Source organism: Paenibacillus sp. USHLN196 (assembly GCF_037144955.1).
Lineage (GTDB): Bacteria > Bacillota > Bacilli > Paenibacillales > Paenibacillaceae > Paenibacillus > Paenibacillus xylanexedens_C.
The window spans coordinates 631,816-648,666 of sequence record NZ_JBBCYH010000003.1; the positions used below are offsets into that span (position 1 = coordinate 631,816).

The 16,851-nt window shown below is 47.9% G+C and carries 13 protein-coding genes; all 13 read left to right on the plus strand.

Features of this window, described 5'->3' with window-relative positions; all coding sequences use genetic code 11:
• Nucleotides 1-11: 11 nt before the first annotated feature.
• The 13 genes from WFI24_RS09530 (at nt 12) to WFI24_RS09590 (ending at nt 16,794) form a co-directional block, all read left to right on the plus strand.
• On the plus strand, nt 12-968 hold the full coding sequence (locus tag WFI24_RS09530; protein WP_036615906.1) for a carbohydrate ABC transporter permease: 957 nt from the start codon (nt 12-14) through the stop codon (nt 966-968).
• Between the two features lie 2 nt (nt 969-970).
• The gene (locus WFI24_RS09535; RefSeq protein WP_026081082.1) at nt 971-1,846 is read left to right on the plus strand and encodes a carbohydrate ABC transporter permease; all 876 of its coding nucleotides are present in this window, start codon (nt 971-973) and stop codon (nt 1,844-1,846) included.
• 15 nt (nt 1,847-1,861) lie between these two features.
• Nucleotides 1,862-3,325: a hypothetical protein gene (locus WFI24_RS09540; RefSeq protein ID WP_336760186.1), complete on the plus strand. Its 1,464-nt coding sequence runs from the start codon at nt 1,862-1,864 to the stop codon at nt 3,323-3,325.
• On the plus strand, nt 3,309-3,944 hold the full coding sequence (locus tag WFI24_RS09545) for a YIP1 family protein (protein WP_017688482.1): 636 nt from the start codon (nt 3,309-3,311) through the stop codon (nt 3,942-3,944). Before WFI24_RS09540 ends, WFI24_RS09545 begins: the two co-directional genes overlap by 17 nt.
• A 17-nt stretch (nt 3,945-3,961) precedes the next feature.
• The gene (locus tag WFI24_RS09550; protein ID WP_336760188.1) at nt 3,962-6,538 is read left to right on the plus strand and encodes a DUF5696 domain-containing protein; all 2,577 of its coding nucleotides are present in this window, start codon (nt 3,962-3,964) and stop codon (nt 6,536-6,538) included.
• 53 nt (nt 6,539-6,591) lie between these two features.
• Nucleotides 6,592-7,437: a carbohydrate ABC transporter permease gene (locus tag WFI24_RS09555; protein ID WP_336760190.1), complete on the plus strand. Its 846-nt coding sequence runs from the start codon at nt 6,592-6,594 to the stop codon at nt 7,435-7,437.
• A gap of 17 nt (nt 7,438-7,454) precedes the next feature.
• The gene (locus tag WFI24_RS09560) at nt 7,455-8,402 is read left to right on the plus strand and encodes a carbohydrate ABC transporter permease (RefSeq protein WP_105598719.1); all 948 of its coding nucleotides are present in this window, start codon (nt 7,455-7,457) and stop codon (nt 8,400-8,402) included.
• Nucleotides 8,403-8,460: 58 nt separating this feature from the next.
• Entirely contained in the window at nt 8,461-8,595 is a 135-nt protein-coding gene (locus tag WFI24_RS09565) for a hypothetical protein (RefSeq protein ID WP_256704251.1), read from the plus strand.
• Nucleotides 8,596-8,677: 82 nt separating this feature from the next.
• The gene (locus tag WFI24_RS09570; protein ID WP_336760194.1) at nt 8,678-10,384 is read left to right on the plus strand and encodes an RICIN domain-containing protein; all 1,707 of its coding nucleotides are present in this window, start codon (nt 8,678-8,680) and stop codon (nt 10,382-10,384) included.
• A 292-nt stretch (nt 10,385-10,676) separates the two neighbouring features.
• Nucleotides 10,677-13,028, plus strand: a complete 2,352-nt coding sequence (locus tag WFI24_RS09575) for a helix-turn-helix domain-containing protein (RefSeq protein WP_336760196.1) — start codon at nt 10,677-10,679, stop codon at nt 13,026-13,028.
• Nucleotides 13,029-13,303: 275 nt separating this feature from the next.
• Nucleotides 13,304-14,158 (plus strand): ABC transporter permease, encoded by an 855-nt coding sequence (locus WFI24_RS09580; protein WP_091034906.1) that lies wholly within the window; start codon nt 13,304-13,306, stop codon nt 14,156-14,158.
• Nucleotides 14,159-14,185: 27 nt separating this feature from the next.
• Nucleotides 14,186-15,115, plus strand: a complete 930-nt coding sequence (locus tag WFI24_RS09585) for a carbohydrate ABC transporter permease (protein ID WP_145325958.1) — start codon at nt 14,186-14,188, stop codon at nt 15,113-15,115.
• Nucleotides 15,116-15,135: 20 nt separating this feature from the next.
• Nucleotides 15,136-16,794 carry an ABC transporter substrate-binding protein gene (locus tag WFI24_RS09590; RefSeq protein WP_442956202.1) on the plus strand — a complete coding sequence of 553 codons (1,659 nt, stop codon included), beginning with the start codon at nt 15,136-15,138 and terminating at the stop codon, nt 16,792-16,794.
• Nucleotides 16,795-16,851 lie beyond the last annotated feature (57 nt).

Below are 16,851 nucleotides of genomic sequence, written 5' to 3' on the forward strand. Positions count from 1 at the left end.
GAGGGTAACGGTTGCAAGCAAAAACTACCAAGACAGCCGCCGCTCCTGCCGTCCATACCCGCCAGGTCGGCTGGTGGTCCCTATTGAAGCGGGATCTGTATCTCAGCAGGCATTATTATGTATTGATGGCACCGTTTATGCTGATTTTTTTCATGTTTACTGTCATTCCGGTCGGCATTTCACTCGGGCTCAGCTTTTTTCACTTCAATATGCTGGAGCTGCCGCGATTTGTCGGCTGGCAGAACTATTCCCGGCTTTTCCTGAACGATGACGTATTTCTGATCGCGCTCAAAAACACGCTGCTTTTTGCCGTAATTACAGGCCCACTCAGTTATATTGCCTGCTTTTTGTTTGCGTGGATCATCAATGAGCTGTCTCCTAAAATTCGGGCGGTCATGACGCTGGTTTTCTATGCCCCATCCATATCGGGCAACGTCTTTTTCATCTGGCTGATCATCTTCTCGGGTGACAGCTACGGGTATATGAACGGCTTCCTGATGCGCCTTGGTGTCGTACTGGAACCGATCCAATGGCTCGCAGACGAGAAGTATGTACTGGCAATCGTCATTATTGTACAGCTGTGGTTGAGCCTGGGAACAAGCTTCCTGGCTTTTATTGCAGGGCTGCAAACCATTGATCGTTCTCTGGTTGAAGCAGGGACCGTAGACGGGATCAAAAACCGCTGGCAGGAGCTCTGGTACATCACCTTGCCTTCGATGAGACCGCAGCTGATGTTTGGTGCGGTAATGCAGATTACCGCTTCCTTCGCCGTAGCTGAGATTTCCATCGCACTGGCAGGTTTCCCGAGCGTAAACTATGCGGCACACACAGTTGTCACACATCTGATGGACTTCGGAACCATTCGTTTCGAGATGGGGTATGCCTCGGCCATCGCAACGGTTCTGTTTGCCCTGATGCTGGGTACAAACGTTTTCACGCAAAAAATGCTTAGAAAGATAGGTGAATGACGATGACCAGCAAAGTACGTGCCGTGTTTGGCATGCCAAAAAGGCTTAATCGGTCATTTACCGTCAGCCTGATGTTATTTGCATTGCTGGGCGTGTTCGGCTCCTTTATGGTGCTTCCGCTCATCTATGCTGTCAACAATGCATTCAAGCCGCTGGATGAGCTATTTATTTTTCCGCCGCGCTTCTGGGTGAACAATCCGACAACGGAGAATTTTGCCGATCTGATCAACCTCATGGGCAATTCGTGGGTGCCGTTATCCCGCTATATTGCCAACACATTGCTCATTACGATACTTGGCACAGCGGGGCATATCCTGCTTGCATCTGCAGCAGCTTATCCGCTGGCGAAATATCGTTTTCCGGGTTCCAAAGTGTTGTTCACCATTGTCATTCTGTCCCTGATGTTCTCGCCGCATGTTACGGCGATTCCGAACTACATGGTGATGTCCTGGCTTGGCTGGATTAACACTCATGCGTCCATTATTGTGCCATCACTTGCGTTCTCGCTGGGACTTTTCCTGATGAAACAGTTCATGGAGCAGATTCCCGATGCTTTGCTGGAGGCAGCCAAAATCGACGGAGCCAATGAATACCGGATATTCTGGAGCATCGTGATGCCCAATGTGAAGCCGGCATGGCTAACGCTCATGATCCTGCAGTTTCCAGCGTTATGGGGAACGGATGGCGGGAGTTTCATTTACAGTGAAAATCTCAAAACGCTGCATTATGCGCTCAGTCAGATTGTGCAGGGAGGGATTGCGAGAGCGGGTGTAGGTGCGGCTGTTGCCTTGCTGCTGATGATCGTACCGATCACCCTGTTTATCATCTCTCAGAGCAGTGTTATGCAGACGATGGCCACTTCGGGCATGAAAGAGTAGAAAGGAGGCAGCGAGGTGCGGAGAAGCACATGGAAAAAACGTAAATCGATCATCATGGGCATGATCTGCCTCCTGTTGTTCGTTCAAGAGGCGCCCTACGTGAGTGCAGACGGTAAAACGGATGCGTATCTTTATTCCTTCTGGGGTGACGCAGTTCCGGCACCGGCGGCATATGAGGCAACAACCATTATCACCGGCAAGAAGCTGAACACAACTCCTATGAAAGAGCCTAGCGACATGCATGTTACCGCCAATCAGCACGTCTTTGTGCTCGATTCGGGCAATGGTCGCATCATTGAGATGGATCGCAATTTCAAGCTGGTACGGACGATTGATTCATTTGAGCAGGAAGGCAAGGAAGATCATTTTAAGAATCCACAGGGATTGTACGTCACGGAAAAAGGCCATCTGCTGGTGGCAGATTCGGATAATCATCGGGTGGTGCATCTGGATGAACAGGGGAAGCTGGTCAAGATTGTGTCTGAACCGAAATCGGATCTGCTTAAAGCAGACTTCCAGTTTAAACCGATACGGATTGTTATGGACAAAGGGGAACGCATCTACGTCATGGCCGAAGGCGTATTTGATGGATTCATGGAGTTCAGCGCCGACGGTACGTTCTCTTCCTTCATTGGAGCGAACAGAGTCCAGGTGGACCCGGTGGAATATCTGTGGAAAAGGTTTGCAACACGGGAGCAGCGCAGCCAGATGGTGATGTTCACTCCAACGGAATTTACCAATCTGGATATGGATGAAGAGGGCTTTATTTACGCCACTAGCGGGGATCGCGGCAAAGATCCGGTCAAGAAGCTGAATGCCCAGGGGACAGACATTTTGCGCAGAGAAGGCTATCAGACTCCGCAGGGTGATATGGTATATACCCAGGAAGCCGGGCCATCTCGCCTGATTGATGTGGATGTGGGGGACAGTGACATGTATTCCGTACTGGATTCCAGCAAGGGCCGAATCTTCACCTACAATGGAGACGGATATCTGCTCCATATTTTTGGCGGCATCGGGAACCGCCTGGGCCAATTTAATACACCTGTTGCCCTGGAACGTGCGGGAGACCGGATGTTAGTTCTGGATAAAGCGCTGGGCGAAATCACCGTCTTTCAAACAACTGAATACGGACGTACGCTCCACGAAGCGGTGCGCAGCTACTATAACGGTGATGAAGATCAATCTTCAGTGCTGTTTGCCCAAGCTGCCGAGATGAACGCTAATCTGGAATATGCGTATGCGGGAATTGGCAAAGCACTGCTTCGTCAGAAGGAATACGCCGAATCTGCGAAATATTTCAAACGCAGCATGGAGCCCAAAGGGTACTCCAAAGCTTTTCTTTTGTACCGCAAAGAGCTGATGCGTGAGAATTTTTCATGGATGATGTCCGGTATATTCCTGGCTGTCGCTGCGTTTGTCACCGTCATCATCGTTCGCAGGCAGAAAAGGAGGACTACGAATGCAGGCATCAAGTAAGCAATTATACCAGTACCCGCTGCATCTGATTTTTCATCCGTTTGACGGATACTGGGAATTGAAATATGAACGGAACCAGAGAAACTCACTGCTGATTGCTTTCATGATCCTGGTGCTTCTGGTCATCACCAAAATTTTGCATGCCCAGTACAGCGGTTTTCTCATTAACCTCAGTAATCCAAAGTACCTGAACAGTCTGCTTGAAATGGTGTATGTCATTATTCCAGTGCTGTTTTGGTGTGTGGCCAACTGGTCGTTAACCACATTGATGGACGGGGAAGGCAAGTTCTCCGAAATTTTCATGTCAACGTGTTTTGCACTGGTACCGTTGTTCCTCATTCATTTCCCATGGATCTGGCTGAGTCTTGTGATCTCTGCGCAGGAAACTGCCTTTTATTATTTCTCCAATGCACTCGCCGTTGCGTGGACGGTATATCTGTTATTTGTGGGGAATATGACGGTTCATCAGTACACACCAGCCAAAACGGTGCTCACGATGCTGCTGACACTTGTAGCGATGGCATTTATGGCATTTCTGTGCCTGTTATTCTTTAGTCTTGTACAGCAGATTGTATCGTTTGTCGTAACCATCTATCAGGAATTAGTGCTTCGGGGCTAAGGGAGGAGGAATTTGTTATGAATTATACCGTAGCCAAAAAAATAACAGGAATGCTGCTCGCGGGCAGTCTGCTTCTTGGCGGTTGTCAATTCTCGCCAACACCGCTCGCTCATGAGACAGTGACTGCCGCAGATCCGACGGAATTTCCCTCCCTGCCTCCCGGAGAGAAACTGAAATCATCTTTCAGCGATGTCCGCCTTCCCGGCATGGTAGGCATTGCGCAGAATGCTGCGCTGCAATTGTTCATTAAAGAAGAGACTGCCGAAATTGCAGTGATTCACACGCAGAGCGGCCAGATCTGGCGCAGCAATCCTGCAGATCGTGAGCAGGATGGGGTTGCAGCCGGGATAAACAAAGACCTTTTGTCATCACAAACGAAGCTCAGCTTCTTCAACAGCCTTGGACAGAGTAGCACCGTGAATTCCTTCACGGATAGTGTTGCATACAAGCAGATAAGCTACGAGGTGCTGCCAGGCGGCGTGCGGGTTCACTACCAGTTTGGAAGCACTGAGCGATCCATAGAAGACTTGCCGATGAAGATCAGCAAGGAGCGATTCGAACAAAAGCTGCTTGCACAGCTAGATAAGGCCGGGCAGCGGGCCTTGAAGGTCGGCTATGCGGAAGATAAGGATGAAGGCGCTTACGTCCGGATTGATAAGGCGATGCAAGGATTGCAATTGTCCCGGGCCTTGAAGGCTTTTGACACAGCCGGTTACACATCGGAGGATCTGGCTCAGGATCATGCCGAGTTTGGCATTGAAGAGGAACGAAGTGGACCACGTCTGTTTATGCTTACGATGGAATATGAGCTTGATGGAGAGGATCTGCTCGTGCGTGTTCCGTCCTCAGGCATACATTTTCCAGAGGAATATCCGATCAACAGCATATCTGTAATGGATTACTTCGGGGCCGGGGGTTCAGAAGAAGAGGGCACCATACTGGTGCCGGACGGTTCGGGAGCGCTGATCCATTTTAACAATGGCAAGCTGCAGTATCCTGCCTATCAACAAGATATATACGGACCGGATATGACCATGAAACTGCGGGAAGCAAGTTCGAATGAAGCCAGAGCCAGGTTGCCGGTATTTGGACTGATTCGGAAAGAGGGAGCTTTCTTGGGCATTATTGAAGAAGGGGATGCCGTTGCAGTTGTGAATGCCGATATCAGCGGTAAGCTGAACAGTTACAACAACGTATATCCCAGCTTCTATGTGGTGAACAAGAGCGATGTGACGCTTCAGGCAAGTGATATGGTTCGTACACTTCCGAAATTCCAGAAGAAACCGACCGCGTCTGATTTCGTCGTTCGATATGCTTTTGTCGGGGCGGATAAGGCCTCGTACTCGGGGCTTGCATCTCTCTATCGGGATTATCTGATACAAAACGGCGGGCTTCCCGAGCTGAATGCCAGCAAGGAGCAGAGTAACGTTCCCTTTTATCTGCAACTGTTCGGCGGCATGACAACAAGGCAGCATATGCTGGGCATACCGTATGATTCAACGGAGGCTTTGACCACATTTGATGAAGCCAAAAACATTCTCTCCGCCTTAACGGAGAAGAAGGTATCCAATATTCAGGTGCGCTATGCGGGATGGCTTAACGGCGGACTTCATCATCGACTGCCGGATTCCATCCAAGTAGATGGCGCGGTAGGCGGGAAAAAGGGATTGCGGGATTTCAGCGCATACACACAAGAAGCGGGTATCGGTTTCTATCCCGATATCGCTCTGCTGAATGTGCAATCCAAAAAAGGGTTTAAACCGTCCAAAGAAGCTTCGCGCACATTAACTCAGGAACCGGCGGTCTTGTATCCGATGAACCAGGCCATCCAGCGGCGGGACCGGGATCGTTCACCATCCTATGTGCTTTCGCCCAACATGCTGGAGGACGTGACGGCAGACATGTTAGATGAGCTCAGGTCTCTTCAAAAGGATGGACTGTCGCTAAGCCTGAATAATCTGGCAGCTCAGTTAAACAGCGATATGAATCCGAAAAAGCTGATGGACCGAACACAAGCGCTTGGCTCCGTAAAGAAGGCACTTGAACAGATCGGGCAGCAGGCTGGCTCGCTTGTTGCTGAAGGCGGGAACGCTTATGCCCTGCCGTATGTAACTGGTCTGACAGATGCGCCAATGACCAGCAGTCGTTTCAAGCTAGAGGATGAAGAGATTCCGTTCTATCAGCTCGTTGTACACGGCAGCATCGGTTATACGGGGACGCCATACAATCTCTCCACATATACCAATGCAAGGCAATATGTGCTGAAGCTGATTGAATATGGAGCCAGTCCTTACTTTGCATGGTTCAATGCGCCAAACCATGTTGTGAAAGAAACGGATTATGATGATCTCTACGCGGCGAATTATGAACAATGGATCGATCTGGCCGCCGAGATCTACAACGAGGTGAACCAGGTGAACCAGCCGTTTGCCGGACGTTCCATGATATCTCATGAATCCCTGGAGGAGGGCGTCTTCCGGACAACATATGAAGGTGGCGGGTTCGTAATCGTCAATTATAACGACTTCCCTGTAGAAGTTGACAACGATACAGTGGAAGCCCAAAGCTATGTGACTGGTGGTGAGCAGCTCTGAAGACGCTCCTGAAATGGAAATGGGGAAGTCGTACGTATGCTCAGCAGAAAGCCATGTGGGGCGTAATCTACGTGCTTCCCTGGCTCATTGGTTTTGTGTTGTTTTTCTTCATTCCGCTGTTAGCCTCTCTGCGATACAGCATGAGTACAATTCAAGCCAGCGCGGAAGGCATAGCGATTCAGTTCACCGGTGTCGCCAATTACATTCAGGCGCTCACCGTCAATACAAGCTTTAACCGTGCGTTAATTGAGGCGATCACAGACGTACTTATCAACGTACCGCTTATCGTTATATTCAGTCTGTTCCTTGCCGTCATCCTGAATCAGAAGTTCAGGGGCCAGGCTGTAGCGCGGTCGATCTTTTTCCTGCCCGTTATTCTGGCATCGGGAGTGATTATGACACTGGAGAGCACCAGCCTGATTGAAGCGGTTAATCAGAGCAGCACAGGTGGAAGCTCACTCGGGACATTTGAACTCGAAAATCTGATGGTTAACGCCGGAGTGAGCGATTGGATCGTCACGTATCTGAGCAGCGCCGTAGATCGGATCTATCAGATCGTCAGTCAATCCGGTGTACAGATTTTGATCTTTTTGGCAGGGATCCAGACGATTTCCCCTCAACTGTATGAGGCTTCGAAGATGGAAGGGGCGACGGGTTATGAAGCCTTCTGGAAAATTACGTTCCCGATGGTCAGCCCGCTTATTTTTGTCAATGCGATCTATACAATCATTGATTCGTTTGCCAATAACGCCATGACGGAACTGATCCGGGATACCGGCTTCGTCAAATTTGACTTTGGATTAAGTTCTGCCATGGCATGGGTCTACTTTCTGGCCATTGCCATCATTCTGGTTATCGTATCCATCATTTTCTCGAAGCGAGTCTTCTATCAAGATTAGAAAGGAGGGTGTCCCACTTGACAACATCACGATTATTATCGCTGGAGCATTGGAAAGGCTGGCTGTGGGCCATGATCCGATTCGTTCTGATTACCGGGCTTTCCTTCGTTATCCTGTTTCCCATATTTCAGAAGGTTTCCACATCCATCAAAGCTAAAGGTGATCTGTATTCGGCAGTGGTGGTGTGGATTCCACAGAACTTCTCCATCGACAATTTCAAAGAGGCGATACGCGTAATGGATTACTGGGCAACGCTGTTTAATACGTTTGCCCTGTCTGCAACGACTACACTGCTGACTACAGCATCCTGTGCACTTGCAGGATACGGATTCGCCAGACTGAAATTCAGGGGAAGCAACTGGCTGTTTGCCGGTGTAATTCTGACGATTCTTGTACCGCCAACGACCATTCTCATTCCGGTATACCTGAATCTGAAAAGCTTTGACCTGATGGGGCTTATGACGCTTATAGCCGGCAAACCTGTTAATTTGCTTAACACCTATTGGCCGTTTATTCTGACGGCGATTACGGCCAATTCACTTAAGGCCGGCTTGTACATCTTTATCTTCCGGCAATTCTTCAGAGGTATTCCGAAGGAAGTGGAGGAGGCGGCCTATGTGGACGGCGCGGGCATCGGACGAACATTTTCAAGAATCATGCTGCCCAATGCCATTCCGTCTATGGTAACAGTCATGCTGTTTTCCTTCGTATGGCAGTGGAACGACAGCTTCTATACGACGACTTATCTGACTTCAAGTAAAGTCATGTCGACCCAGTTATCGTCGCTTCCGTATAATCTGGCCCAGCAGGTTACTGACGGTGCAGCTTCCCAGGCCGATCCGTTCTATCTGAGTATGATCCAGGATACAGGAATTCTTCTTGCCATTCTGCCTTTGATCGTCATCTATTTATTCGTGCAACGATATTTCGTAGAGAGTGTAGAGCGTACGGGAATCGTCGGTTAAGTTAAGTTCTCCTGTTCGTTTGGAGTGGGATCAGACTGGAAGAGGAAGGAGGAACTTCATGCAACATTCCATCTGTGAAAAGGGGGCATGTAACGATCTCATGAACGTCTGCTCACAGCAGAACCGCGATCCTTCCCTGCGCAGGATCCCCCTGCTGGTGTGGAACGGGCTGCGGGAGCGGGCGCCGACCTGAGCGATCTGTTTGATCAGAGATACTCTGACGGAGCTAACCTCGCAATATTGCAAGGCAATATATCAGATCAGGAGGAATTAAAGTGAACAAGTTCATGACATCATGTAAACTTGTACTCATTCTGGCTTTATTGATCACAATTGCTCCATGGGGAGGCAGCCGTGCCGAAGCATGGGTGGGCATGCCGATGGGCAAGCTGCACGTAAACGGCAAAAACCTGGTGAACAGCAACAACCAGCCTGTGCTTCTGAACGGTTGGCATCAACCCTCAGGTGCCTACTGGACATATCAGGACAGCAATTATTATCTCAATCTGCACGGTAATAACCGTCATGCAGCTACACTGGCTTATCTGAAAGACATTACCGATACATTTGCGGACACCAGCGCGAAATACGGAAGCAATCATGGCTGGAATATGAATCAGGTACGTCTGTTCATCGATCGTCAGGACATGGGAGATGTGGCTGCTGGTACATATAACTTTGCCGGTGTGCAGACCGTTACGCAAAATGTAATTATTCCGTACATTCAATATGCCAAGACAAAAGGTGTCTATGTTGTCCTGGGACTGGACTTCACATTGAAGGATGATCAGGCAACAACACCTGCCAACCTGCAAAAATTCAACGAAATCTGGGGTTATCTCGCTTCACGCCCGGAGATCAAAAGTGCAGACAACGTTCACTTCGAACTGATCAACGAACCGGTGAAATCCTATGCCAATGGACATTGGGGTGGATACAACGGGGAAAATGACTTTGTGGATCACTGGAATGACTTGCGTAATTTCCAAAATTCCATGATTTCAACAATTCGCAGCAAAGGTGCGGACAACGTCATCTGGGCGGCAGGTCTGGGATACAACCAATTTTACAGCTTGACGGCAAGCCATCCATTGACTGATCCGCTCAATAACTATGGATATGCGGTTCACTGGTACCCTGGTTATGGCGCATATGACAACTTCTCCATCCTGCAAGACCAGTGGAATACCAACGTGAAGGCAGCTGCTGACAAATATCCGATTAACATTACCGAGGTAACCTGGTTCAAAAACAAACCTGGCGATTCGGCCTATTGGAACTTGTTTAATGGCAGCAATGAAGGGTTTGGCACTAATACCAAAACAATCTTCAACGCGGCAGGCAATGTCAGCATTGCAGCTCATATGAACGGATTCATTCTGGAGCCAGGCCAACGTAGTTCTTTTGCTGACCCAACGGCTGGACTGAAATGGGATGGAGATGCTTCACGGAGTGCCATGGGACGATTCCTGTTCAACTGGTACCATGAACGTGCTCAGACTTATCCGGGCAGTGGACAAGGCGGTGGACCGACAACAGGTCTGGTATCCGGTGCAACCTATAAAATTGTAGCCCGACATTCCAACAAGGTTGTTGATGTGCCTGGTGGTCAAAATGAAAATAATCTTCAGCTCCAGCAGTGGAGTGATCTGGGCGGTAACCCTCAGAAGTGGGTTCTTACCTCGATCGGTAGCGGCAACTATACACTGACAAGTGTGAACTCGCCGGACAAAGTCATCGATATTCGCAATGGTACCCTCACCAATGGGGAAGCGGTTCAACTCATGAGCAATCTGAACACAACCGCTCAGCATTTTAAGGTCAACGATCTTGGTAACGGGTACTGGAGTATCATTAACGTGAACAGCAATAAAGCGATTGAAGTGGCAAACGCTTCCACTTCGGATGGAGCCTTGCTGCAGCAGAACACCTACACAGGTGCTACAAACCAACAATGGAAATTTGTTGCCGTTAGCAATTAATAAGCACAACGTTAAACAAGAACCTCCCCAAGTCATTTCATGTCTTGGGGAGGTTTTTTGCGTTTATTTTGATACTTTGGGAAGGAGGGCATGCAAAGGTAAAATACAACTATATTTCTGCGCCAACCCGCAGAGTGACAATTATTTTCATGCAAGCATTGTACACTGCAGTACGTAAATGTACCATAAGGAAGAAGTTGTACCTTCACCAGGAAGAAATGCCCGGTGTATCATTGAACAGCTACCTTATCACATAGAAATGTAAGCGCTTGATAAAAAAGGGAGGGTACATATGCAGCTCCTATGGTCCAAATTTTCACCCGTGTTCCGCCGATTCCTCATTTCGTATCTTGTCATTCTGATGATTCCTCAAATTGCGGGATACGCCTCTTACCGAGCTTCCATTGAAGCGGCCCGTTCCAGCTCCATTGAAAACAGCTTGAAGTCACTGAGTCTCGGGAAAGAGATCATTGAGCGAAATCTTCTTCAAGTCGAAGCTTTTACCAGACAGCTTGCCATCAATCCCGATTTGCAAAATTTAATTGCTGGCCCAAAGCCGCATGATCTCTACAATGTCTACGGTATGAACCGCATGCAGCGGAGCCTCTCCATGTACAGCAGTACCAATGATTACTTGTCCCATTTCTTCATTCACATTCCAAACTACAATGCCATCATTACACCAAGAACCGTGTATTATCGTCCAGAGCATTATTATGCTGCCAATCAGCTGGATGGTATGTCGTTTGAACAATGGTATGACCGAATTCTCAAACAACCACACTTTAATGAAATCATACCGCTTCGAAACTATAAACGTGAAATACTCGGCACTGTGCTTGCAGACGTTCCCGCCATTACGTTTCTGCAATCTCTGCCTTTGAACAGCTTCAACAAACCGCAAGCGACGATTGGTGTCATGATTGATCAGGATCAGATGGCCAGCCTTACTCAACATATTGTGGATCAATATGGCGGCTGGACTCTCGTCACCGATGCGGAAGGGCAGATCATTTTCTCCCTTGGCATTGAACAGGTCGAGGCTGAGCAAATGGCACAGAAACATCGGAGAGAAGGTAACACTGCGGAAACGGAGCTGAACGTGCAGAATGTACAGCCTGGAAGTGATGGTCGGCTGCTGATATCGATACAGTCCAGTCAAAATGGATGGAATTACATGGCAGGGATTCCAGAGAAAGCACTCATGACAAAAGCGGACCAAATCAAACAAGTCACGCTGGTCTTTACTTTGGCAACCATTGCCTTGGGACTGTTATTCGGGCTGGTTCTGGCCTATCGGAATAGTGCACCCGTTTACAGATTGTTGGCCTCTTTTCGGGAACAAATCACCGATTCTCCAGGCAGACGGGGCAATGAATATGATTTTTTGGCAAGCCATATTAACAATCTGATTGCTAATAATGACTCACTTAAAAACGCCATGAATGAGCAGATTCCGTTATTGAGAGACGGTTTTATCAAACGTTTGTTAACCGGAGAAGTCTATACCTCACTTGAGTTGGAGGTTATCTCATCCCAAGCGCACATTTCTCTTCATAGCAGCAAGGGCTTGGCAGGCTTAGTGAAGGTAAACGGATATGCCAATCCGGACAGTGAAGAAACTATCCATGAACTGGGTGTCGCAAGGCTGCTCATCAAACAAGTACTTACAGAATGGAATGCGCAGCTGCTGATCACGGATTGGGGAACAGACCAGATCGCTTTTGCCTGTCCATTGGATGAGAACTCACTGAATGAAGCTATAGGGAGATGTGAAAAAGAGCTGAACACCTTGATGGAAGTGATCTACCGGGAGCATCGGGTATCCACAACAATTGGCACAGGTGCAGCTTACGAGGTCTGGAATGATGCGGGTCGCTCCTTTGACGAAGCCAAACAAGCTCTGGATTATGCCATTCATATGGGAACAGATCATCTGGTGAGATTTGAAGATACGATGAAGGAAAATGAAATGTACTATTATCCGATTGAGTCTGAACAGCGCCTGCTGAACACGATCAAAGTCGGGGAGCCTGAAGAGGCGATACGCATTCTGGAGCAATTGTTTCTTCGTAATTTAGAGGAGCGAGAACTGTCCTACGAGATGACACAGCAGTTCATCATGGAGCTGAAGGGGACTTTTCTGAAGCTGGACGAACCCAAATTCAAGCTGGATGACTCCCTGCTGGAGGAATATAAATCTCGGGTGACATCCATTCAGATGACAGAAACGATTACTTCGCTGCGTGCAAAATTCAAACAGTTAACAGAAGACATCTGCGGTGATTTCCAGAGAAGAAGAGCAGGAGCACATGCGGATACTGCAAGCGAAATGATTTGTTTTATCCAACATAATTATGGGGATGCAAACTTGACGATCTATCGGATTGCCGAGCACATGAGCAAGTCCGAGAAGTTTATATCCCAACTGTTCAAAGAACATACGGGAGAGAATCTTTCCGATTATGTAGAACGAGTACGCATTGATGCTGCCTCGAACTTGTTGCACTCCACCGGTCAGACCATTGACGAGATAGCGGAGGCCACCGGGTATAATAGTGCACATTCATTCCGTCGAGCTTTCAAGCGGGTACGCGGCATTTCTCCGAGTGTGTTTCGGAAAATGGACGTTCATAGCGGTTAATGTAGGTTGTTTCTCGGGAACTATATTCGCCTTTTGTACTTTCTCAGCGTAACTGTACCTTTACGCATCCCCAGCGCAATCTTATGATTACTCAAAAAGTAAGCGCTACCAAGTCAAGTTGCAGTTCAGCACGATTTGGAGCCAAGAATGGGGGGATGATTCTGAGAACCACAATGACCAGTGAATCAAAGTCCGTGGAGAAACCAAGTAAACCGTTTGCCTTGAAGCAAGCATTATCCAGAAGCTGGAGGCGACATTGGCAGCTGTATCTGCTGATCCTGCCACCGATTGCTTACTTTATTATTTTCAAGTATGTACCCATGGTGAATGCGGTCCTGGCATTTAAAGATTACAACGTCATCAAGGGGATCTGGGGCAGTCCGTGGGCCGGAACCAAGTATTTCGAATTACTTTTTCAGAATCCGGCGTTTGTCATGCTGATCAAGAACACGCTCTACATTTCGTTTTACAGCCTGATCGTTGGTTTCCCGATTCCTATATTACTGGCGCTGGCGCTGAACGAAATCAAAAACATACGATTCAAAAAAACAGTACAAATGGTGACGTATGCTCCATATTTCATCTCTACCGTTGTTATGGTCTCCATCATTATGCTCTTTCTGTCTCCTAGGCTGGGTATTGTCAACACGATTGCAGGTGCCCTTGGTTTCGAAGCGGTGAATTTTCTCGGTGAGCCTGGACTGTTTCGATCCATCTACGTATTCTCCGATGTGTGGCAGGGAATGGGGTACTCCGCTGTGATATATCTGGCTGCTCTGGCAGGTGTTGATCCATCCCTGTATGAAGCCGCCAAAGTGGACGGAGCCAACCGAATACAGAAAATCATTAATGTTGATCTGCCTGGACTACTTCCGGCAGCCGTCATCATTCTGATCCTGAGTGTAGGGAATATCATGGCTGTTGGGTTCGAAAAAATATATTTGCTGCAAAATCCGCTCAACCTGTCTGCTTCGGAGATCATTTCCACGTATGTCTATAAAATAGGATTGCTGAATGCCAATTATAGCTTCGCTACTGCGGTTGGCCTGTTCAACTCGGTGATTAACCTGATTCTGCTATTAATCGTAAACGCGGTCGCCAAGCGACTGTCCAATACAAGCTTATGGTAACAGGAGCGAAAGGAGGAGAACCAACCCATGCCTAACACACAGACAAATGCAGGTCGTTCGCGGGTCAAGAGCAGTAGTACGATTCGTGAATCCTGGGGAGACCGCTTATTTATAACAGTTGTTTACTTCATGCTGACAGTGGTGCTGATTGCCGTGCTATATCCCTTGATATATATTGTGAGTTCTTCGCTCAGCAGCCCTGCTGCCGTCTCCTCGGGAAAAGTCTGGTTGTGGCCCATTGACCTGACGTTTGATGGTTACAAGTCTGTATTGCGGAATGATCAAGTCCTTACCGGGTATGCCAATTCCCTTTTCTATACAGCCTGCGGCACCTTCATCAGCGTGGCACTGACCATTATGATTGCTTATCCATTATCCAAAAAAACGTTTGTTGGGCGCAGCTCGTTAATGATGTTTATTACCTTCACCATGCTGTTCTCGGGCGGTTTGATCCCTACCTATCTGGTGGTCAAAACCATGGGTCTGATTGATACCCGCTGGGCGTTGCTGATTCCCAATGCCGTCTGGGTATGGCAAGTCATCATTGCCCGCACCTTTTTTCAGAACTCGATACCGGAAGAATTGTCCGAAGCAGCAGACATCGATGGCTGCAGTGACATCCGGTTTATCTTCAGTATTATCCTGCCACTCGCCAAACCGATTATCGCCGTGTTGTCACTTATGTACGCTGTCGGTCAGTGGAATGCATACTTTGACGCCCTCATTTACTTAAAATCACAGTCGCTCTATCCGCTACAGCTGATATTGCGCAGTATTCTTATTCTGAACAGCAGTACGGGGAGCATGGATGCATCGGAAATGATTAAACAGCAGCAAATGGCTGAACTCATGAAGTACTCGTTAATTGTGATGGCCAGCTTGCCGGTGCTAATCATCTATCCTTTTGTTCAAAGGTATTTCGTGCAAGGCATGCTGATTGGCTCAGTTAAAGGATAAGTTCATTTTTTCTATTATTCATGAAGGAGAGGATTGTATTGAAAAAAGCGGGATTCATCATTCTTGCCTGTATGCTGTTTACCTCGTTGGTACTTGCCGGATGTTCAAGTTCTGATAAGGGGAACGGGGAAGGCAGCAATCCGTCAGGCAAGACGGCCATTAATGTGTTTGCCCACCAGGGTTCGGATACCAACCTGTCCACTAATAAATTCACGAAGAAAATGGAAGAGAAGTTTGATATTCAGTTCAACTGGACTACCGTTCCATTCGACGGTGCAGCGGAAAAAAGACAGATTTCACTGGCTTCCGGTGATTATCCGGACTTGTATCTGCTCATCCCTTGGGTAGATCGTTTCTCCCAGACAGACTTGTTGAAGTTTGGTCAGCAGGGGGTTATTTTGCCGCTGAATGATCTGATTGAGGAGCATGCTCCCAATATTAAAAAAGTGCTCGAAAGCAATGACTATTATCGGGCCATGAACACTGCTCCCGACGGAAATATCTATGGTCTGACGGGTCTGAATGAATGTTTTCACTGTTCATACCCAAACAAGATGTGGGTCAACACCAAATGGATGGAACAACTGGGCCTGACCGAACCCACGACGACAGAAGAATTTAAGGAAATGCTTCGGGCATTTAAAACGAAAGACCCGAACGGGAACGGCAAAGCCGACGAAGTACCGCTAAGCGGTTCGACTGAAAATTTCGGTGTGCACATTATTCCGTACTTGATGAACGGTTTTATCTATGACGACGATCGGAATTATCTCATTGTCAATCAGGGGAAAGTGGAGACCGTAGTGAACAAACCGGAGTGGAAAGAAGGGCTTGCCTATATTAAATCCCTGTACGATGAAGGGTTGATTGATCCAGGGGCATTTACCCAAAACGTCGGGGCCTTCAAAAAAATTGGAGATAACGCTGATGCACAGCTTCTCGGTGCGGGAGCAGCGATGCATCCATCATTATTTGTAACGACTACGGAAGGTTCACCTTACGGAAATGATTACAATCCCATCCCTCCACTGAAGGGACCAAATGCCGCTTATGCTACGTACAACTATCCGATTGATCCTGGAGCGTCCTTTGTACTGACAAACAAAGCCAGTGAGGAAACGCAGATCGCGGCCATAAAGCTGCTGGATTATATCTATACCCAGGAAGGAACCATGGCATCATATCTGGGAGAAGAGGGCGTAAGCTGGCGCAAACCACAAGAAGGAGAAGTGGCGCTCAATGATCAGATTGAGCCGTTATATAAAGCCATTCCGCTTCCTTCTGGAGAAGAACCTCGTAATGACAGTTGGGCTGCATTGAGTCAGTACAATCATTATCAGGCATATCGGGACTCCGAAGTACAGGGGACAGACATCTATGCCAATGATGGTGGTGAGCGACGTCTCTATGAGGCGACATTGTTAATGGAGGGCAAGGAACCGAAGGAGGTTTTCCCTCATTGGGCATTGTGGGTAGATCCGTCCCAAGCTGATGAAGCCAGCATGATGCAGACCAATCTCAAGGATTACATCGATCAGAACGCCCTGCAATTTATTACAGGCGCCAAAAGTCTGGATAAGGATTGGGATGAATATGTGAAAGGCCTGGAGGGACTGAACATTAATCGATATCTGGAGATAATGCAGTCTTCCTATGATACTTCTTCTGTCTCCAAATAATTAAAGTATCTGAATCATATCCAGTGTAACAATTCAGATATGTAGTTGAAACGAGGT